Origin of the sequence: Variovorax monticola (assembly GCF_051216855.1) — a bacterium.
Classification (GTDB): Bacteria; Pseudomonadota; Gammaproteobacteria; order Burkholderiales; family Burkholderiaceae_C; genus Variovorax.
Window position 1 is genome coordinate 610,180 of sequence record NZ_JBPJZP010000002.1, and the last position, 16,721, is coordinate 626,900.

The 16,721-nt window shown below is 67.7% G+C and carries 14 protein-coding genes and 1 pseudogene; 8 read left to right on the forward strand and 7 right to left on the reverse strand.

Going from position 1 to position 16,721, the window contains the following annotated elements:
- Positions 1 to 124: 124 nt before the first annotated feature.
- Genes ACSFA5_RS08150 through ACSFA5_RS08165 form a run of 4 tightly spaced genes read left to right on the forward strand, consistent with a single transcriptional unit; the run spans position 125 to position 3,468 of the window.
- Positions 125 to 997, forward strand: coding sequence for a branched-chain amino acid ABC transporter permease (locus ACSFA5_RS08150; RefSeq protein WP_116907984.1), 873 nt, complete (start codon positions 125 to 127; stop codon positions 995 to 997).
- Positions 997 to 1,992 carry a branched-chain amino acid ABC transporter permease gene (locus tag ACSFA5_RS08155; protein WP_435443521.1) on the forward strand — a complete coding sequence of 332 codons (996 nt, stop codon included), beginning with the start codon at positions 997 to 999 and terminating at the stop codon, positions 1,990 to 1,992. Before ACSFA5_RS08150 ends, ACSFA5_RS08155 begins: the two co-directional genes overlap by 1 nt.
- Entirely contained in the window at positions 1,989 to 2,750 is a 762-nt protein-coding gene (locus ACSFA5_RS08160) for an ABC transporter ATP-binding protein (RefSeq protein WP_435443522.1), read from the forward strand. Before ACSFA5_RS08155 ends, ACSFA5_RS08160 begins: the two co-directional genes overlap by 4 nt.
- Positions 2,743 to 3,468, forward strand: a complete 726-nt coding sequence (locus tag ACSFA5_RS08165; RefSeq protein WP_435443523.1) for an ABC transporter ATP-binding protein — start codon at positions 2,743 to 2,745, stop codon at positions 3,466 to 3,468. Before ACSFA5_RS08160 ends, ACSFA5_RS08165 begins: the two co-directional genes overlap by 8 nt.
- On the opposite strand, the gene ACSFA5_RS08170 is transcribed toward ACSFA5_RS08165, so the two are convergent.
- The 3 genes and pseudogenes from ACSFA5_RS08170 to ACSFA5_RS08180 all read right to left on the reverse strand — a co-directional run bounded on the left by ACSFA5_RS08170 (position 3,465) and on the right by ACSFA5_RS08180 (position 6,053).
- Positions 3,465 to 4,142: a DsbA family protein gene (locus ACSFA5_RS08170; protein WP_435443524.1), complete on the reverse strand. Its 678-nt coding sequence runs from the start codon at positions 4,140 to 4,142 to the stop codon at positions 3,465 to 3,467. The two genes, ACSFA5_RS08165 and ACSFA5_RS08170, sit on opposite strands and share 4 nt — an antisense overlap.
- A pseudogene (locus ACSFA5_RS08175) lies at positions 4,136 to 5,035 on the reverse strand (MBL fold metallo-hydrolase); the annotation flags it as partial. The gene ACSFA5_RS08170 and the pseudogene ACSFA5_RS08175, both read right to left, overlap by 7 nt.
- 115 nt (positions 5,036 to 5,150) lie before the next feature.
- Positions 5,151 to 6,053 (reverse strand): LysR family transcriptional regulator, encoded by a 903-nt coding sequence (locus ACSFA5_RS08180; RefSeq protein ID WP_435443525.1) that lies wholly within the window; start codon positions 6,051 to 6,053, stop codon positions 5,151 to 5,153.
- Positions 6,054 to 6,155: 102 nt separating this feature from the next.
- Between ACSFA5_RS08180 and ACSFA5_RS08185 the strand changes: the two genes are divergently transcribed.
- From ACSFA5_RS08185 to ACSFA5_RS08195, 3 genes are read left to right on the forward strand one after another with little or no spacing between them, the layout of a single operon-like run.
- Positions 6,156 to 7,115, forward strand: a complete 960-nt coding sequence (locus ACSFA5_RS08185; RefSeq protein WP_435443526.1) for a hydroxymethylglutaryl-CoA lyase — start codon at positions 6,156 to 6,158, stop codon at positions 7,113 to 7,115.
- Entirely contained in the window at positions 7,112 to 8,320 is a 1,209-nt protein-coding gene (locus ACSFA5_RS08190; RefSeq protein ID WP_435443527.1) for a CaiB/BaiF CoA transferase family protein, read from the forward strand. Before ACSFA5_RS08185 ends, ACSFA5_RS08190 begins: the two co-directional genes overlap by 4 nt.
- Positions 8,321 to 8,358: 38 nt before the next feature.
- Positions 8,359 to 9,354 carry a tripartite tricarboxylate transporter substrate binding protein gene (locus ACSFA5_RS08195; RefSeq protein ID WP_435443528.1) on the forward strand — a complete coding sequence of 332 codons (996 nt, stop codon included), beginning with the start codon at positions 8,359 to 8,361 and terminating at the stop codon, positions 9,352 to 9,354.
- Positions 9,355 to 9,492: 138 nt separating this feature from the next.
- On the opposite strand, the gene ACSFA5_RS08200 is transcribed toward ACSFA5_RS08195, so the two are convergent.
- The 3 genes from ACSFA5_RS08200 to rpoD all read right to left on the reverse strand — a co-directional run bounded on the left by ACSFA5_RS08200 (position 9,493) and on the right by rpoD (position 14,184).
- Complete coding sequence (locus tag ACSFA5_RS08200; protein ID WP_435443529.1) at positions 9,493 to 10,620, reverse strand: HPP family protein; 1,128 nt, start codon at positions 10,618 to 10,620, stop codon at positions 9,493 to 9,495.
- 19 nt (positions 10,621 to 10,639) lie between these two features.
- Entirely contained in the window at positions 10,640 to 11,875 is a 1,236-nt protein-coding gene (locus tag ACSFA5_RS08205; RefSeq protein WP_435443530.1) for a multidrug effflux MFS transporter, read from the reverse strand.
- A 113-nt stretch (positions 11,876 to 11,988) separates the two neighbouring features.
- On the reverse strand, positions 11,989 to 14,184 hold the full coding sequence (gene rpoD, locus ACSFA5_RS08210) for an RNA polymerase sigma factor RpoD (protein ID WP_435443531.1): 2,196 nt from the start codon (positions 14,182 to 14,184) through the stop codon (positions 11,989 to 11,991).
- On the opposite strand from rpoD, the gene ACSFA5_RS08215 reads away from it, so the two are divergent.
- The gene (locus ACSFA5_RS08215; protein ID WP_435443532.1) at positions 14,177 to 14,509 is read left to right on the forward strand and encodes a hypothetical protein; all 333 of its coding nucleotides are present in this window, start codon (positions 14,177 to 14,179) and stop codon (positions 14,507 to 14,509) included. The genes rpoD and ACSFA5_RS08215 overlap by 8 nt on opposite strands.
- Positions 14,510 to 14,632: 123 nt before the next feature.
- Here ACSFA5_RS08215 and dnaG read toward each other — a convergent pair whose 3' ends face one another.
- Entirely contained in the window at positions 14,633 to 16,657 is a 2,025-nt protein-coding gene (gene dnaG, locus ACSFA5_RS08220) for a DNA primase (RefSeq protein WP_435443533.1), read from the reverse strand.
- Positions 16,658 to 16,721: the final 64 nt, after the last annotated feature.

Here is a 16,721-nt window from a genome sequence, read left to right on the forward strand (position 1 = left end):
GGCGGGGGACATTCGCGGAGGGGAGTACCCGGCGGCCTGTTCACCCGCCCCGAACAGCAACTCGTGCAAGACAAAAGCGCCCCAGAACCCACTGCGAGCCGCAACAAGCTCCTGAAACACTGACATGTTGACCATTCTTTTCGACGGCATCGCCTACGGCATGCTGCTCTTCGTGCTGGCAGTCGGCCTTGCCGTGACGCTGGGGTTGATGAACTTCATCAACCTCGCGCACGGTGCCTTTGCCATGGCCGGCGGCTACCTCACGGTGTTCGCGATGCAGAAGCTGGGCCTGCCTTTCCTGGCCTGCCTGCCGCTCGCGTTCATCGTGGTCGGCCTTGCAGGGGCGCTGCTCGAACGCACGCTCTACCGGCCCATGTACGGCAAGTCGCACCTCGACCAGGTGCTGTTTTCCATCGGCCTCGCCTTCATGGCGGTGGCGGCCATCGACTACTTCGTGGGCTCCTCGCAGCAGAACGTGCAGCTGCCCGAGTGGCTGCGCGGGCGCACCGAGATCGGCGACGGCGCCTTCATGCTGGGCATGGGGCACTACCGCCTGTTCATCATCGGCGTGTGCGCCGTGCTCACCGTGGTGCTGCAGCTCATCCTGTCGAAGACCCGCTTCGGCAGCCGCCTGCGCGCCGCTGTCGACGATCCGCGCGTGGCGGCGGGGCTGGGCATCAACGTGAACATCGTGTTCCTGCTGACCTTCGCCGTGGGCTCCGGCCTGGCAGGCCTGGGTGGTGCGCTGGGCGCGGAGATTCTGGGGCTCGACCCGACCTTTCCGCTCAAGTACATGATCTATTTCCTGATCGTGGTGTCGGTCGGCGGCACCTCGTCGATCACCGGGCCGCTCGCGGCGGCGCTGCTGCTGGGCATCGCCGACGTGGCGGGCAAGTACTTCATTCCGAAGATGGGCGCCTTCACGGTGTACCTGCTGATGATCCTGATATTGATGTGGCGCCCGCAGGGCCTGTTCACGCGCAAGGGAGGCCGCTGATGAGCGCGCCGTCCACCGCCGACTTCCAGTCGGCCCTGCTGCGCAAGTCACGCTGGCGCCCGATCGAATTCGTGGTGTGGGCCGCAGCCTTTGCGCTGCCGCTCGTCATGCCTTCGCACTCGCTGCTGGTCAACGAGATCGCCATCGTCGCGCTGTTCGCGATGTCGCTCGACCTGATCCTGGGCTACACCGGCATCGTGTCGCTGGGGCATGCGGCCTTCTTCGGCTTCGGCGCGTATGCGGCGGCGCTGTTCGCCAAGCTCGTGATGCCCGACCCGACCGTGGGCCTGGTGGTGGCGACCGTGCTGTCGGCCGTGCTGGGCCTCGTCGCCAGCGTGACCGTCTTGCGCGGCAGCGACCTCACGCGGCTGATGGTGACGCTGGGCACCGCGCTGCTGCTGCTCGAACTCGCGAACAAGCTGGACTGGCTCACCGGCGGCGCCGACGGCCTGCAGGGCGTGGTGATGGGGCCGGTGCTCGGCCTGTTCGAATTCGACCTGTACGGCCGCACGGCCGCCTGGTATTCGCTGGCCGTGATGCTGGTGCTGTTCCTGCTGATGCGCCGGCTGGTGCATTCGCCCTTCGGCGCCACGCTGAAGGCCATTCGCGACAACCGGCTGCGCGCCATGGCCATCGGCATTCCGGTGGTGGCGCGGTTGGCCACGGTCTACACCATCGCGGCCGGCATTGCCGGTGCCGCGGGTGCGCTGCTGGCGCAGACCACCGGCTTCGCATCGCTCGACGTGCTGGCCTTCGACCGCTCGGCCGACGTGCTGCTGATGCTGGTCATCGGCGGCGTGGGCTGGCTGTACGGCGGCGTGGCGGGTGCCATCGTGTTCAAGCTGCTGCAGACCTGGTTGTCGGCCGTCACGCCGCAGTACTGGATGTTCTGGATCGGGCTGATCCTGGTGCTGCTGGTGCTCGTGGGGCGCGAACGGCTGTTCAAGCCCTGGACATGGTTCGGCGGTGGCAAGAAGAAGGGCGGTGCGGCATGACAGATACCGTGCTTTCGACCCACGGATTGGTGATGCGCTTCGGCGGCATCACCGCCACCAACAACGTGACGATGGACCTGAAGCGCGGCGCCCGCCATGCGCTGATCGGCCCCAACGGCGCGGGCAAGACCACGCTCATCAACCAGCTGACGGGCGTGCTCACGCCGAGCGAAGGCCGCATCACGCTGCTGGGCGAAGACATCACGAACCTGGCGCCGCACAAGCGCGTGGCGCGCGGGCTGGTGCGCACCTTTCAGATCAACCAGCTGTTCGACTCGATGACGCCGCTGGAAACGCTGGCGCTCGTGGTGTCGCAACACCAGGGCGTCGGTGCGCAGTGGTGGCGCCCGCTCGGCGCCAGCACGGCGGTGGCCGAGCGTGCGACGCAACTGCTCGAACAGTTCCATCTGAGCGATGTGGCAAAGCAGCAGGTCAAGCACCTGGCCTACGGCAAGCGCCGGCTGCTCGAGATCGCCATCGCACTGGCCTGCGAGCCGCGCGTGCTGCTGCTCGACGAACCGGTGGCGGGCGTGCCTGCCGGCGAGCGCGAAGAGCTGCTGCAGACCGTGGCCGCGTTGCCGGCCGACGTGTCAGTGCTGCTCATCGAGCACGACATGGACCTGGTATTCAGTTTCGCCACGCGCATGACGGTGCTGGTCAACGGCACGCTGTTGACCGAAGGCGATCCCGAAACCATCGCCAACGATCCGAAGGTGAAAGAGGTCTATCTGGGCCATGGAGAAAGCGCCCATGTCTGAGTTGCTGCGCATAGAAAACCTGAGCGCCGGCTACGGCGAAGCCGTGGTGCTGCACGACGTGGCCTTCACGCTCGGCGAGGGCCAGACGCTGGCGCTGCTGGGCCGCAACGGCACGGGCAAGACCACGCTCATCAACACGCTCGCGGGCGCCACGCGCCAGCACGGCGGCACCATCGCGCTGGGCGGACAGGCGCTGCACAAGCTGGCGCCGCACCAGCGCGCGGCGGCCGGCATCGGCTGGGTGCCGCAGGAGCGCAACATCTTCAAGTCGCTCACGGTGCACGAGAACCTCACGGCCGTGGAGCGTCCCGGCAGGCCTGGAGCGACTTCCAATCCCTGGAACGCGCAGCGCGTCTACGAGATGTTCCCGCGCCTGGCCGAGCGCAAGACCAACCTGGGCACGCAGCTCTCGGGCGGGGAGCAGCAGATGCTGGCCGTGGGCCGCGCGCTGGTGCTCAACCCCAGGCTGCTGCTGCTCGACGAGCCGCTCGAAGGGCTCGCGCCCATCATCGTGGAAGAGCTGCTGCGGGCCATTCGCCGCATCACGCAGGACGAGGGGCTGGCCGCGATCGTCGTGGAGCAGCACCCGCAGGCGATCCTGGCGATTTCCGACGAGGCCGTGGTGCTGGACCACGGGACCATCGTGCACACCGACAAGGCCTCGACCCTGCGCACGCAGCCCGAGGTGCTCGACCGGCTGCTGGGCGTTGCGCGCTAGACGGGCTGCTGCAGGCTTGCCAGGTGCGCCTTCCAGTCGTCGGCGCGGCCCAGCCAGTTGCCTGCGTCGATGCGGCTGGCACGGCCGTCGGCCTGCACCAGCACGAAGGTCGGAAAGCCCTGGCCGCCTGCGCGCTGCAGCAGCTGGCGGCTGTCTGCGATGTGCTGCGCGGTCGCCTCGCCCGACAGCCGCGCGAATTCGGCCTTGAAGGCGTCGGCGTCGAAGCCGATGTCGACGGCCATCGCGGCCAGCACGTCGGCATCGGCGATGCGGCGGCCTTCCACGTAGTGCGCCTGCTGCAGGCGGTGCACCATGTCCAGCCCGCCACCCGCACGCAGCGACTCGGCCGCAAGGGCGGCGGTGGTCGGCGGCTCCGAATCCATCACCGCGCCGGTGTCGCGCAGCAGGCCTTCGAAGTAGCCCTCGCCGAAAGGCTGGCCCGTCATCTCGGTGATGCGCCGGTCGTGCGGCATCACGTACTCGCGCCACTGCGGCGTGATGGCGCGGCGGTTGGCGCCGGTCATCATGCCGCCGCCATGGAACGCGACCTCCAGGCCCGGCACGCCGCGTGCCGCGGCCACCAGCGGCGCGGCGGCGTAGCACCAGCCGCACAGCGGGTCGAAGATGTAGTGCAGCGTGGCGCCTGCCTTGGCGGTGTCGTTCATTGCGGCCATTTCATTTCTCCCTTGACGACCTTGGCGCCGAGTTCCAGCGACGAGGTGTCTTGCAGCGTGGGGTAGCGCTTCTTCATTGCGGCGATGAGCGCGGCCGAGTCCTTCGCCTTGGTGGCTTCGACCTCGAAGGCTTTCAGGTAGTCGCGCGTGAACTTCACCGACGCCACCGTGTACGGCGCCGAGCCGTTCGCGTTCGGCAGGTAGTGGCCGGGCACCACGGTCTTCGGGTGCAGTGCGCTGATGCGGTCCAGGGTCTTGACCCAGTCGCGGCGCGATGCGGGCGTTTGCGTGTCGGCCACCCACACATGGATGTTGGCCGACACGGGAATGCCGCCGACCACGGCCTTCAGCGACGGAATCCACGCAAAGGTGCGCTCGGGCGTGGGGCCGTCGAGGCCGACGACCTGGATCTTGCGGCCTTCGAGCGTCAGGCTGTCGCCGACCAATGCTTCGGGCACCACCAGCGCCTTGGGCGCGTTGTCCTTCAGGATCGGGCCCCAGTGCGCGAGCTTGCCGTCCTTTGAGGCCTGGATGGCGGCCACGGTCTGCGGCGTGGCGACGATCTTCGCGTCGGGGAAGGCGGCCTGCACCACGTCGAGACCGAAGTAGTAGTCGGGGTCGCTGTGGCTGATGTAGACGGTGGTGAGCTTCTTGCCGGTGGCCTTGATCTTCTGCACCAGCGCCTCGGCGTCGTTGCGCTGGAACTGCGCGTCGATCAGCACGGCGTCGGTCTGGCCGGTGACGATGTCGGAGGAGACCGGAAACATCGATTTCGTGCCGGGGTTGTACACGTCGAGCTGGAGCGGCTGGGCGGCTTGCGCCAGCGGCGCGAGGCTCACAAGTGCGGTGAAGGCGGTGAGGGCGGCGGTGGAGAGAAGGGCTCTGCGGAACATGGCGGTCTTTCGGTGTGCGATGAAGGGTGACAGTGCGCCGATGCTAGGTTGCGGGAACTGAAATAAAAACCGCCTCCAGGGCAATGGATAGTTTCTGATTCCGGACGAATGCAGCTCAGTCCGTGGCGCACCGCTCCAGGTGCGCAACCAGCAGCTGCGCCGACGGCGACAGCGCCGCCCCGCCGCGAAAGCAGATCGCGAAGCGCCGCCGTGCCCAGGCGTCGGTCAGCGGCATCAGCCGCAGGCCGAAGGCGTCCGTGAAGGGCCGCGCCACTTCCGCCGGCACCACGCTGATGGCCAGCCCCGCGCGCACCACGCGCAGCGCGGCGTCGAAGTTGGACACCAGCACCCGGTACACCAGCGGCTTGCCCGCCACCGCCGCCTCGCGCGCGAGCATCAGCTGCACGGCGCTCAGCGCGGGCATGCCGACGAACTCGTGGTCGAGCACCTGCGCGAAGCTCACGGCGTCGTGCCGCGCCACGGGGTGCGAGGGGTGCGCGACGATGGCCAGGTGGTCGCTGCGGTAGCTGCGCCGCTCCAGCCCGTCGAGGTCGGCGGCGTCCCAGCACAGGCCGATGGAGGCACTGCCCTCGCGGATGCCGCGCACGATCTCCGGGCTCACGCGCTCCTCCATGTCGACGCGGATGTTGCGGTTCGCCGGGTCTTGAAGGAAGCCCGCGACGTCTTCGGCCAGCGACTCGGCCATGACCGAGGCCGAGGCCAGGATGCGCACATGTCCGCGCGCGCCGCCGGCATAGGCGGCCATGTCGCGCTCGATGCGGTGGGCGCTGCCGAGCATGGCGCGGGCGTGTTCCAGCAGGGTTTCGCCGGCCGGCGTCGGCACCACGCCGCGGCGCTTGCGCAGCAGCAGCGGCGTGCCCACTGCGTCTTCCAGCTGCGCCAGCCGCTTGCTGATGGCCGAGCCGACGATGCTGGCCTGCTCGCCGGCGCGCGCGATGCTGCGGGTTTCGCAGACGGAAACGAACAGGCGCAGGGTGGTGAGGTCGAGGTCGCGCATGGTGTTCCGATCTGGAAGCTATTGGCTTCCAAAATATACCTTCTGGACCAGATCGGAACTTCTAATATTCACGCCGTACCCCCCCACGACGGAGACAAAGTTTTGATTCACGCCTTCCTGCCGCCGCGTGCGGTCGTTCGCGAAGTAGGCCTGCGCGACGGCCTGCAGAGCATCGCCCGTGTGCTGCCCACCGCCCGCAAGCTCGAATGGATCCGCGACGCGCACGCCGCAGGCCAGCGCGAGATCGAGGTCGGCTCGTTCGTGCCCGCGCACCTGCTCCCGCAACTGGCCGACACGGCCGAACTGCTGGCCTTCGCGAAGACGCTGCCGGGGCTCTTCGCCTCGGTGCTGGTGCCCAACCTCAAGGGCGCGGAGCGTGCCATTGCAGGCGAGGCCGACCTGGTGATCGTGCCGCTCTCGGCCAGCCATGCGCACAGCCTGGCCAACCTGCGCAAGACGCCCGACGAGGTGGTGGCCGAGGTGGCCCGCATCCGCGCGGCGCGCGACGCGGCGGGCTCCAAGACGCTGATCGACGGCGGCGTGGGCACGGCTTTCGGTTGCACGCTGCAGGGCCATGTCGCGCCCGACGAGGTGCTGCGGCTGATGCAGGCTTTGCTCGATGCGGGCGCCGACCGCGTGAGCCTGGCCGACACCGTCGGCTACGCCGATCCGGCGATGGTGCGCAGCCTGTTCGAGCGCGCCCTGCGCATCGCGGGCGACCGGCTGTGGTGCGGCCATTTCCACGACACGCGCGGCATGGGGCTGGCGAACGTGTACGCGGCGCTGGAGGTTGGCATCACGCGCTTCGACGCCTGCCTGGCCGGCATCGGCGGCTGCCCGCATGCGCCCGGCGCCAGCGGCAACGTCGACACCGAAGACCTCGTCTTCATGCTCGAGAGCATGGGCGTGGCCACCGGCGTCGACCTGCCCAAGCTGCTCGAGCTGCGCGCTCGCGTGGCCGGGTGGCTGGAAGGCGAGATGCTGCAGGGCACGGTGTGGCGCGCGGGCTTTCCCAAGACGTTCGCAGTCCCCGTCGCGGTTTCGGAAGGGGTCGCGGCATGAGCACGGCCACCACCGAAGCAAAGCGCCTGCCGCTCGCCGGCATCCGCGTGGTCGAGTTCACGCACATGGTGATGGGCCCGACCTGCGGCATGGTGCTGGCCGACCTGGGCGCGGAGGTGATCAAGGTCGAGCCCATCGACGGCGACCGCACGCGGCACCTGCTGGGCGCGGGCGCGGGCTTCTTCCCCATGTTCAACCGTAACAAGAAGAGCATCGCGCTCGACCTGCGGCACCCGCAGGGCCTGGAGGCCGCGCTGCGCCTGTGCGCCACGGCCGACGTGGTGGCGCAGAACTTCAAGCCCGGCACCATGGACAAGTACGGCCTGGGCTACGCCGCGCTCGGCAAGCTCAACCCGCGCCTCGTGTACGTGAACCACACGGGCTTTCTGCCCGGCCCGTACGAGCACCGCACCGCGCTCGACGAGGTGGTGCAGATGATGGGCGGGCTGGCCTACATGACGGGCCGCCCGGGCGACCCGCTGCGGGCGGGCACCAGCGTGAACGACATCATGGGCGGCATGTTCGGCGCCATCGGCGCCATCGCCGCGCTGATGCAGCGCGCCGAGACCGGCAAGGGGCAGGAGGTGCAGTCGGCGCTGTTCGAGAACAACGTGTTCCTGGTCGGCCAGCACATGCTGCAGTACGCCATCACGGGGCAGGCGGCCGCGCCGATGCCCGATCGCATCTCGGCCTGGGCGCTGTACGACGTGTTCACCGTGAAAGACGGCGAGCAGATCTTTCTGGCTGCGGTGAGCGACGCGCAGTGGAAGACTTTCTGCGACGCGCTGGGCTTCGCCGACCTGAAGGCCGACCCGGCGCTGCTCACCAACAACGACCGCGTGCGGATGCGCCCGACGCTGCTGGCCGACCTGCGCGTGCGCCTGGCCGACCGGTCGGCGGCGGAACTGTCGGCGATCTTCGAAGCCAGGGGCCTGCCCTTCGCGCCGATCGTGCGGCCGCAGGACCTGTACGACGATCCGCACCTCAAGGCCACCGGCGGGCTCGCGGACATCCGACTGCCGGACGGCGAGCGCGCCGGCGAAATGGCGCAGACCACGCTGTTCCCGATCACGCTGGGCGGCGACCGGCTCGGCGTGCGGCTGCATCCGCCGACGCTCGGCGAGCACACGCGCGAGCTGCTGGCCGAGCTGGGCTATGCGCGCGAGCAGGTGGACGCCTTGCATGCCGATTCCGCGGTGGCCTGAGCCCTGAGATTCTTCAAAACATAAAGAGAGACAAGACCATGACCCAGAAACTTTCCTCGATGAGCCGCTTGAACCGCCGCTCTGTGTTGGGCTTCGGTGCGTGCGCTGCCGCCGTGGCCGCGTGCCCCGCGCTGGCGCAGGGTTCGGACAAACCCATTCGCTTCATCCTGCCGATCAGTGCGGGTTCGGGCGTCGACACCATCGTGCGCGCCGCCTCGGTGGCGCTCGGCAAGGCCTTCGGCCAGCCGGTGGTGATCGAGAACCTGCCCGGCGCGGGTGGCATCACCGGCGCGGGGGCCATCGTCAAGGCGCCGCCCGACGGGTTCACGCTGGGCATGGTGTCGAACAACCATGTCATCAACCCGGCGGTGTTCAAGAAGATGCCCTTCGACGCCATCAACGACATCACGCCCATCAGCGTGGTCGGTGCCACGCCGCTGGTGCTGGTGGCCAACCCCAAGCTGCCCGCGAAGAACGTGCCCGAGCTGGTGGCGCTGCTGCGCGCCAAACCCGGCGGCTACAACTACGCCTCGTCGGGCAACGGCACCATCATTCACCTGGCCGGCGAGATGTTCATGGACGAGGCCGGCGTGAAGGCTCGGCACATTCCCTACAAGGGCACCGGCCCGATGGTCACGGACATGATCGGCGGGCAGGTCGAGATGGGCGTGGTGGCCCTGCCGGCGGTGCAGCAGCACATCAGGAGCGGCGCGCTGCGCGCCATCGGTTTGTGCGGCCCGACCCGGTCGCCGGCTGCGCCCGACATTGCGACCATCGCGGAGCAGGGGCTGCCGAACTACGCGGTCGAAGGTTGGTTCGCGGTGATCGGCCCGCCGAAGATGCAGGCGGCGGACATCCAGCGCGTGCACGACGCTGTGGCCGCCGCGTTCACGAGCGCCGAGGTGCGCGAGGCGATGGACAAGCAGGGGAACGTCATCAAGCCGACGACTGCGGAGCAGGCGGCGGCGTACTTCCGCAGCGAGGCGGCGCGCTACGCGGCGTTGGTGAAGAAGGCGAACGTCGTCCTGGAGTGAATGTCTTGCCCCTTCCCCTCCCGGGGGAAGGCAGGGATGGGGGCAAGCGGCCTTCGATGAAGCGCTGCGTTGCAGTGGACGCCGTCGTGCCCCCACCCCGACCCTCTCCCGGGAGGGGAGGGAGAAATACCAAAGGCCCTACGCCGGTCCTACCGCGCGGTACAACGCCCGCACGAAATCCGACTGCGTGATCATTCCCGTCAGCCGCTTCTCGCCGTCGATGATCGGAATGTGGTGGTGCCCGCCCTCGGAAAACAGCGGCACCAGGTCGACCACGGGCCGGTCGGCGCTGGCCACGCGCACCTGGCGCGTCATGATCTGCCCGACCACCTCGGGCTTGTCGGACATCACGGTGCGCGTGGCGCGGATCAGGTCGCGCAGCTTGCCCGCGATGCCCTCGTGGTGCTGCAGGTCGAGCTGGCGAAAGAAGTCGGCCTGCGTGACGATGCCGACCACGCAGCGCGTGCGGTCGATGACGGGCAGGGCCTTGATGCGGCGCTCGTGCATCAGCGCCCAGGCCTCCTGCAGCGGCGTACCGAACTCCACCGACACCGGCGCCGGCGACATGATGTCCGCGCAATGCAGCGTGCCCAGTCGCCGCTGGTACGACTCGAGTTCGGTCTGCTGGATCAGCGACGCGAGGTCGTCGCGGCTGATGTCCAGCACCTGGTTGTAGCGGGCCAGCACCGCGTCGATGTCGGCCTGGCTGAAGCGTGCGTCGGCCGCCGGCGCGCGTGCCACCTGCACGTGCGGATAGCGGCGCCCGGTCAGCGAGTTGTAGGCCACGCCCGCCAGCACCAGCAGCAGCGAGTTGGTGAAGAAGGGGAAGAGGGCGGACGAGAACTGCGTGGTGTGGGTCAACACCGCCAGCAACGCCGCGGCACCGCCGGGCGGATGCAGGCAGCGTGCGCCGAACATGAGGCCGATGGCCAGGGCCACCGCCACCGCGCCTGCCGTGGCGGGCTCGGGAATCCAGTTGGCGCAGGCGATGCCGACCAGCGCGGACAAGGTGTTGCCGCCGATCACCGCCCAGGGTTGCGCGAGCGGGCTCGCCGGCACCGCGAACAGCAGCACCGCGCTGGCGCCCAGCGGCGCGATCAGCCAGACGCTGGCATGCAGCGGGCCCGCGAGCCAATGCGACAGCAGCGCCGTGACCAGCAGGCCGAGCCCGGCACCCGCGACGGCGCGCACACGTTCACGCGCATCGACGGTGGTGCGGCCCGGCAGCCAGGCGCGCGCGTGGGCCAGGAATGCATCGAAGCGCATTGCCGCGTGCGCTCCCTTGTCAGCCTTCGTGCGCCACCAGCCGCCCGATTTCGGGCCACCGGCCGTGCAGCCACACCCAGGCGACCAGGCCGATCAAGAGCATGCCCAGCGAGGTCAGCGCGAGCGCGAGCGTCGAATGCATCACCAGCGGCGCGATGGCGCCGGCCACCACGCCGTTGGCTGTGGAGCCGATCACGGCCTGCAGCGACGAGGCCATGCCGCGGCGCTCGGGATGCAGGTCGAGCACCAGCAGCGTGACCACCGGCACCATCAGCGCCCAGCCGAAGGCGAACACCGCCAGCGGCCACAGCGCCCACGCCACGTGCGCGTCGAAGAAGAAGTTGGCCACCACGTTGACCACCGAGGTCACGAGCATGATGAGGAAGCCGTCGCGGATCTGCCGCTTGGGCGCCACCTTGCCGGCCATGCGACCGCTGGCGCGTGCGCCCAACATGATGCCGCCGATGGTCAGCAGGAAGAACCAGAAGAACTGCTGCGGCTGCAGCGCGAGGTGGTCGCCCAGGAACGCGGGCGCGGCCAGCACATAGAGGAACATGCCATTGAAGGGCACGCCGCTGGCGAATGCCAGCAGCAGGAAGCGCGGGTCGGAGCACAGGTCGCGGTAGCCGCGCATCAGGTGGCGCACCTGGAACGGCTGGCGGTGGTCCTTGTGCAGCGTCTCGGGCAGCAGCTTGTAGTTGGCCGCGAACAGCACCACGCCCACCGCCACCAAAAACCAGAACACCGCGTGCCAGCCCGCGTGCACGAACAGGAAGCCGCCCACGATGGGGGCGATGGCCGGTGCCACGCCGAAATAGATCGTCACCTGGCTCATGACCCGCTGGGCCTCGGCGGGCGGGAACATGTCGCGGATCACCGCGCGCGAGACCACGATGCCCGCGCCCGTCGACAGCCCCTGCAGCCCGCGGAACAGCACCAGCTGCGTGATGTTCTGCGACAGCGCGCAGCCCAGCGAGGCGAGGGTGAACACGGCCAGGCCCCACAGCACCACGGGCCGGCGCCCGAAACTGTCCGACAGCGCGCCGTGGAACAGGTTCATGAAGGCGAAGCCGAACAGGTAGGCCGAGAGCGTCTGCTGCATCTCGGCCGGCGTCGCGCCGATCGACTGCGCAATCCCCGAGAAGGCCGGGATGTAGGTGTCGATGGAAAAGGGCCCGAGCATGCCCAGCACGGCCAGCAGCACGGCAAGCGCCCAGCGCGGGGCTTTCCAGAGTTTGTCTGCGTCGGGATTCATGGAAAAGACAGCTCCGTTGTACTTGCGGTTGTGGTTGTTTCGTCTGCAAAAAAGAGAGCGCCCGCCGCCCGGGTGAGGGGCAAGGCGGGCGCTTTGGCTTCAGCGAACCCGGATTACAGGGTGTCGATGAAGCTGCGCAGCTTGTCGCTGCGGCTCGGGTGCTTCAGCTTGCGCAGCGCCTTGGCTTCGATCTGGCGAATGCGTTCGCGGGTCACGTCGAACTGCTTGCCCACTTCTTCCAGCGTGTGGTCGGTGCTCATCTCGATGCCGAAGCGCATGCGCAGCACCTTGGCTTCGCGCGGCGTGAGGCTGTCCAGGATGTCCTTGACCACGTCGCGAAGACCGGCCTGCATGGCGGCTTCGATGGGCGCCGTGTTGCTGCTGTCCTCGATGAAGTCGCCCAGGTGCGAATCGTCGTCGTCGCCGATGGGGGTTTCCATGGAGATCGGCTCCTTCGCGATCTTCATGATCTTGCGGATCTTGTCTTCCGGAATCTCCATCTTCGCGGCCAGGATGCCGGCGTCGGGCTCGAAGCCGAACTCCTGCAAGTGCTGGCGCGAAATGCGGTTCATCTTGTTGATCGTCTCGATCATGTGCACCGGGATGCGGATGGTGCGCGCCTGGTCGGCGATCGAGCGGGTGATGGCCTGGCGGATCCACCACGTGGCGTAGGTCGAGAACTTGTAGCCGCGACGGTATTCGAACTTGTCGACCGCCTTCATCAGGCCGATGTTGCCTTCCTGGATCAGGTCCAGGAACTGCAGGCCGCGGTTGGTGTACTTCTTGGCGATGGAGATCACGAGGCGCAGGTTGGCCTCGATCATTTCCTTCTTGGCGTCACGCGAAGACGACTCGCCTTCGTTCATGCGCTTGTTGATGTCCTTCAGCTGGGTCAGCGGCACCACCACGCGCGACTGGATGTCGGCCAGGCGCTGCTGCAGTTCCTGCACCGGCGGAATGTTGCGCGCGAGCACGGCGCTCCAGGGCTTGTTGGCGGCGGCCTGCTTCTCGACCCACTTCAGGTTCAGCAGGTTCGAGGCGATGCGGTTGCCGTTCTTGTCGTAGCCGCTGAAGTCGCGGATGAACTCTTCCTGCGGGAAGCCGCACTTGTCCACGATGATGCGGCGCAGTTCGCGCTCCTTCTTGCGCACGTCGTCGACCTGCGTGCGCACCAGGTCGCACAGCTTCTCGATGGTCTTGGCCGTGAAGCGGATGGTCATCAGCTCTTCGGACAGGCCTTCCTGGGCCTTGACGTACGCGGGCGTGCCGTAGCCTTCCTTGTCGTAGATCTTGTGGACCTTCTCGAACATGCCGGCGATGCGGTCGAAACGCGCGAGCGCCTCGTTCTTGAGTTCTTCGAGCTTCTTGGTCAGGGCCTTGGAGCCGCCCTTGCCGTCGTCGTCGTCTTCCTCGTCGAACTCGTCGAAGTCTTCTTCGGCCACGTAGTCGTCGGCCTCGTTGGGGTTCGAGAAGCCGTCGACGATGGTCGAGATGACGACCTTGCCTTCGCGGATTTCAGCGGCCAGGCGCAGGATTTCGGCGATGGTGGCGGGGGAGGCCGAGATGGCTTCCATCATGGCCATCAGGCCGCCTTCGATGCGCTTGGCGATTTCGATTTCGCCTTCGCGCGTCAGCAGCTCGACCGTGCCCATTTCGCGCATGTACATGCGAACCGGGTCGGTGGTGCGGCCGAATTCGCTGTCCACCGTGGACAGGGCCGCTTCGGCTTCTTCCTCGGCTTCTTCCACCGTGGTGGCTGTGGGCGCGGTGTTGTTCAGCAGCAGGGTCTCGGCGTCGGGCGTCTGCTCGTACACCGCCACGCCCATGTCGTTCAACATGGTGACCACGACTTCCATGGTCTCGGCGTCGACCAGCTTGTCGGGCAAGTGGTCGGAGATTTCGCCGTGCGTGAGGTAGCCGCGGGTCTTGCCCAGCGTGATCAGGGTCTTCAGGCGCGAGCGGCGCTTGGCCAGGTCTTCTTCGGAGAGCACGGTCTCGTCGAGGCCGAACTCCTTCATCAAGGCGCGTTCCTTCGCCTTGCTGATCTTCATGCGCAGCGGCTTGACCTTCTCTTCGGTCGTCGTGGCCGCGACGGGTTCGTCACCGGCAATGTCTTCTTCGATGTCCGACAGGTCGATGTCGTTCTCGGGCGCGTCCTTGTCGGCCTTGGGCTTGCGGCCGCGCTTGGCGCCGGTGGCGGGTGCGGCGGCGCCGGCTGCAGCGGCGGCCTTCGGCGGGCGGCCGACTTTCTTGGCGGCCGGGGCGGCTGCCTTCTTGGGATCGTCGAGAGAGGTCGATTTCGTGGGCACGGTTTTCACTTTCGTTGCGGCTGCCGCTTTGGATGCGACGGCACCCGTCTTAGTTGCTGGCTTGACGCCGGCTTTCAACGGTTTTTCTGCTGCGGGCTTGGTGGCGACGCTTTTGGCAAGTGAAGGAGCAGGCTTCTTTGAACTGGGCATACGACCTCGTTACGGAAAGAAAAGACAAGCGAAATCACAGGCGCACCGTCACACGGACGGCGCCACCACAGCCCGTGCACAGGCACGGACTAAAAACAATTGGGAAAGAGGAATTAATTCCTCAACAGACAAGATGTCGGGCGAACATTTGGTGTGCAGTCCTTGCGGTTATTGACCCTTTCCGCCGGAATTTACCGGTGGAGTGCGTTGCGCTGAGGGTCGGCCCGGAGGTGCTGCTGTCGCTCTTGCCTAATTTCGCCAGTTGCGAAGCCCTACATTATAGCCCGTTGCGAAAATTTCAAGTGGTGTCTGCACCAGAGGATCGAATGCGTGCCCGCAGTTCGAGCCGCCGGGTCTCCAGCGCCTTGTAGCGCTCCAGGGCTTTCGGGTCTTTGCCGACGGCGGCGATGGCTTCGCTTTGCTGGGCCTTGAGGCGGTCGTCGAGCATGAAGTCGAGCACGCTGGCAAGTTCGCGCGCCGCTTCGGCCAGGTGCTGGGCCTCCTCGCCATCGGGCGCGGGGCCGGCTTCGGACACCGACATCAGCCGCTCGGCCAAGGCTTCGAAATCCATTTCGCGCATGCCTTCGCGCAGCGCCGCCCAGGGCTGCACGCCATGTTCGTGCAACTGGCTGTCCAGCCAGGTGAACAGCGCGCCGTGCGTGCCGGGCAGCTCGCACAGCATCACGTGGAGCTCGTGCGACAGCGCGTCCCACTGCGCCATGTTCGACAGCAGCAGGCGCACCGCGACGTCCGGGCGGCTGGGGGGGGCGCCGCGTCCGCGCAGGGGCTCGATGGGTTCCTCGAACTTGCCGCCCCAGCGCTTGCCCTTGACGAACTTGCGCGGCTGGAACTTGGGCTTGCTATCGCTTTCATAGCGCGACGGGTCGTACTCCTGCGGCGGCGGGGGCATGTCGGGGTAGTGGTCGTCGCCACCTCCGCCGTCGTAGCCGCCGGGCTCGGCATAGCGCTGCTGCGCGGGCGCGCCGCCGGCCTTGCGCGGGCCGGGCGTGGACGCCCACAGGTCCGACAACGCTGGCGCGTCGAGTTGCACCAGCGTTGCAATTTCGCTCAGCAGTTGCCGCTTGAGCGCCCCGTCGGGCATCGCGCCCCAGAGCGGGCGCACGTTGCTGGTCATGTGCGCGCGGCCTTCGGCGGTGGTCAGGTCGCAGCCTTCGCGGGCAGCCTCGAGCATGAAGCGCGACAGCGGCGTGGCTTCGGCGACGAAGCGGGCGAAGGCCTCGGCGCCGTGCTCGCGGATGAAGCTGTCGGGGTCGTGCTCGGCCGGCAGGAACAAAAACTTGATGCTGCGCACGTCGGTGGCGTAGGGCAGGGCGCCGTCGAGCGCCTTTCGCGCGGCGCGACGGCCGGCGGCGTCGCCGTCGAAGCTGAACACCACCGACTCGGTGAAGCGGAAGAGCTTTTGCACGTGCTCGGTCGTGCACGCGGTGCCCAGCGTGGCCACCGTGTTCGGAAAGCCGAGCTGGGCCAGGGCCACCACGTCCATGTAGCCCTCGGTCACCAATGCATAGCCGCGGTCGCGGAAGGCGGCCCGGGCTTCGTACAGGCCGTAGAGCTCGCGGCCCTTGCTGAACACGGGGGTTTCGGGCGAGTTCAGGTACTTGGGCTTTTCGTCGCCCAGCACCCGGCCGCCGAAGCCGATGCACTCGCCCTTCACGTTGCGGATGGGGAACATCACGCGATCGCGGAAGCGGTCGTAGCGCTTGGCCTCGGCTTCGCTGAGCTGGCCTTCCTCGTTGTTGACGATCACCAGCCCGCTTTCGGCGAGCAGCGGGTCGTCGTAGTCGGGGAACACGCTGGCCAGGGAGCGCCAGCCGGCCGGCGCATAGCCGATGCCGAACTGCTTGGCCACCTCGCCCGAGACGCCGCGGCCCTTGAGGTATTCGATGGCGCCGGGCGCCTGGCGCAACTGCTTGCGGTAGGCGTCGCCGGCCTTTTCGAGCACGTCGGTCAGCGTGGCCTGCTTCTGGCGCTGGGTGGCGGCGCGGGCGCGCTCGGCGGGGGAGGCGTCGTCCTCGGGCACCTGCAGGCCGTACTGGCCGGCCAGGTCGTGCACCGCCTCGACGAAGCCCATGCCCGCATGCTCCATCAAAAAGCCGATGGCGTTGCCGTGCACCCCGCAGCCGAAGCAGTGATAGAACTGTTTGGTCGGGCTGACGGAGAAGGAGGGCGATTTCTCGCCGTGGAACGGACACAGCCCCATGAAATTGGCGCCGGCCTTCTTCAACTGCACATAGCGGCCGACGATTTCGACCACATCGGCGCGCGCGATGAGTTCCTGGATGAATGAAGCGGGGATGGTCATGTAGGCGAAGAGCGGCAAATCATACGCAAGCGGCGGCATGCCTGCGGGCCGACGGCATACTGAA

Excerpts from the sequence above, each read along its gene's own strand:
- ACSFA5_RS08190 (WP_435443527.1), top strand. The coding sequence starts at position 7,112 with ATGAGCACGGCCACCACCGAAGCAAAGCGCCTGCCGCTCGCCGGCATC.
- ACSFA5_RS08165 (WP_435443523.1), top strand. The coding sequence starts at position 2,743 with ATGTCTGAGTTGCTGCGCATAGAAAACCTGAGCGCCGGCTACGGCGAA.
- dnaG (WP_435443533.1), bottom strand. The coding sequence starts at position 16,657 with ATGACCATCCCCGCTTCATTCATCCAGGAACTCATCGCGCGCGCCGAT.
- ACSFA5_RS08150 (WP_116907984.1), top strand. The coding sequence starts at position 125 with ATGTTGACCATTCTTTTCGACGGCATCGCCTACGGCATGCTGCTCTTC.
- ACSFA5_RS08195 (WP_435443528.1), top strand. The coding sequence starts at position 8,359 with ATGACCCAGAAACTTTCCTCGATGAGCCGCTTGAACCGCCGCTCTGTG.
- ACSFA5_RS08160 (WP_435443522.1), top strand. The coding sequence starts at position 1,989 with ATGACAGATACCGTGCTTTCGACCCACGGATTGGTGATGCGCTTCGGC.
- ACSFA5_RS08170 (WP_435443524.1), bottom strand. The coding sequence starts at position 4,142 with ATGGCCGCAATGAACGACACCGCCAAGGCAGGCGCCACGCTGCACTAC.
- ACSFA5_RS08155 (WP_435443521.1), top strand. The coding sequence starts at position 997 with ATGAGCGCGCCGTCCACCGCCGACTTCCAGTCGGCCCTGCTGCGCAAG.
- ACSFA5_RS08205 (WP_435443530.1), bottom strand. The coding sequence starts at position 11,875 with ATGAATCCCGACGCAGACAAACTCTGGAAAGCCCCGCGCTGGGCGCTT.
- ACSFA5_RS08180 (WP_435443525.1), bottom strand. The coding sequence starts at position 6,053 with ATGCGCGACCTCGACCTCACCACCCTGCGCCTGTTCGTTTCCGTCTGC.
- ACSFA5_RS08200 (WP_435443529.1), bottom strand. The coding sequence starts at position 10,620 with ATGCGCTTCGATGCATTCCTGGCCCACGCGCGCGCCTGGCTGCCGGGC.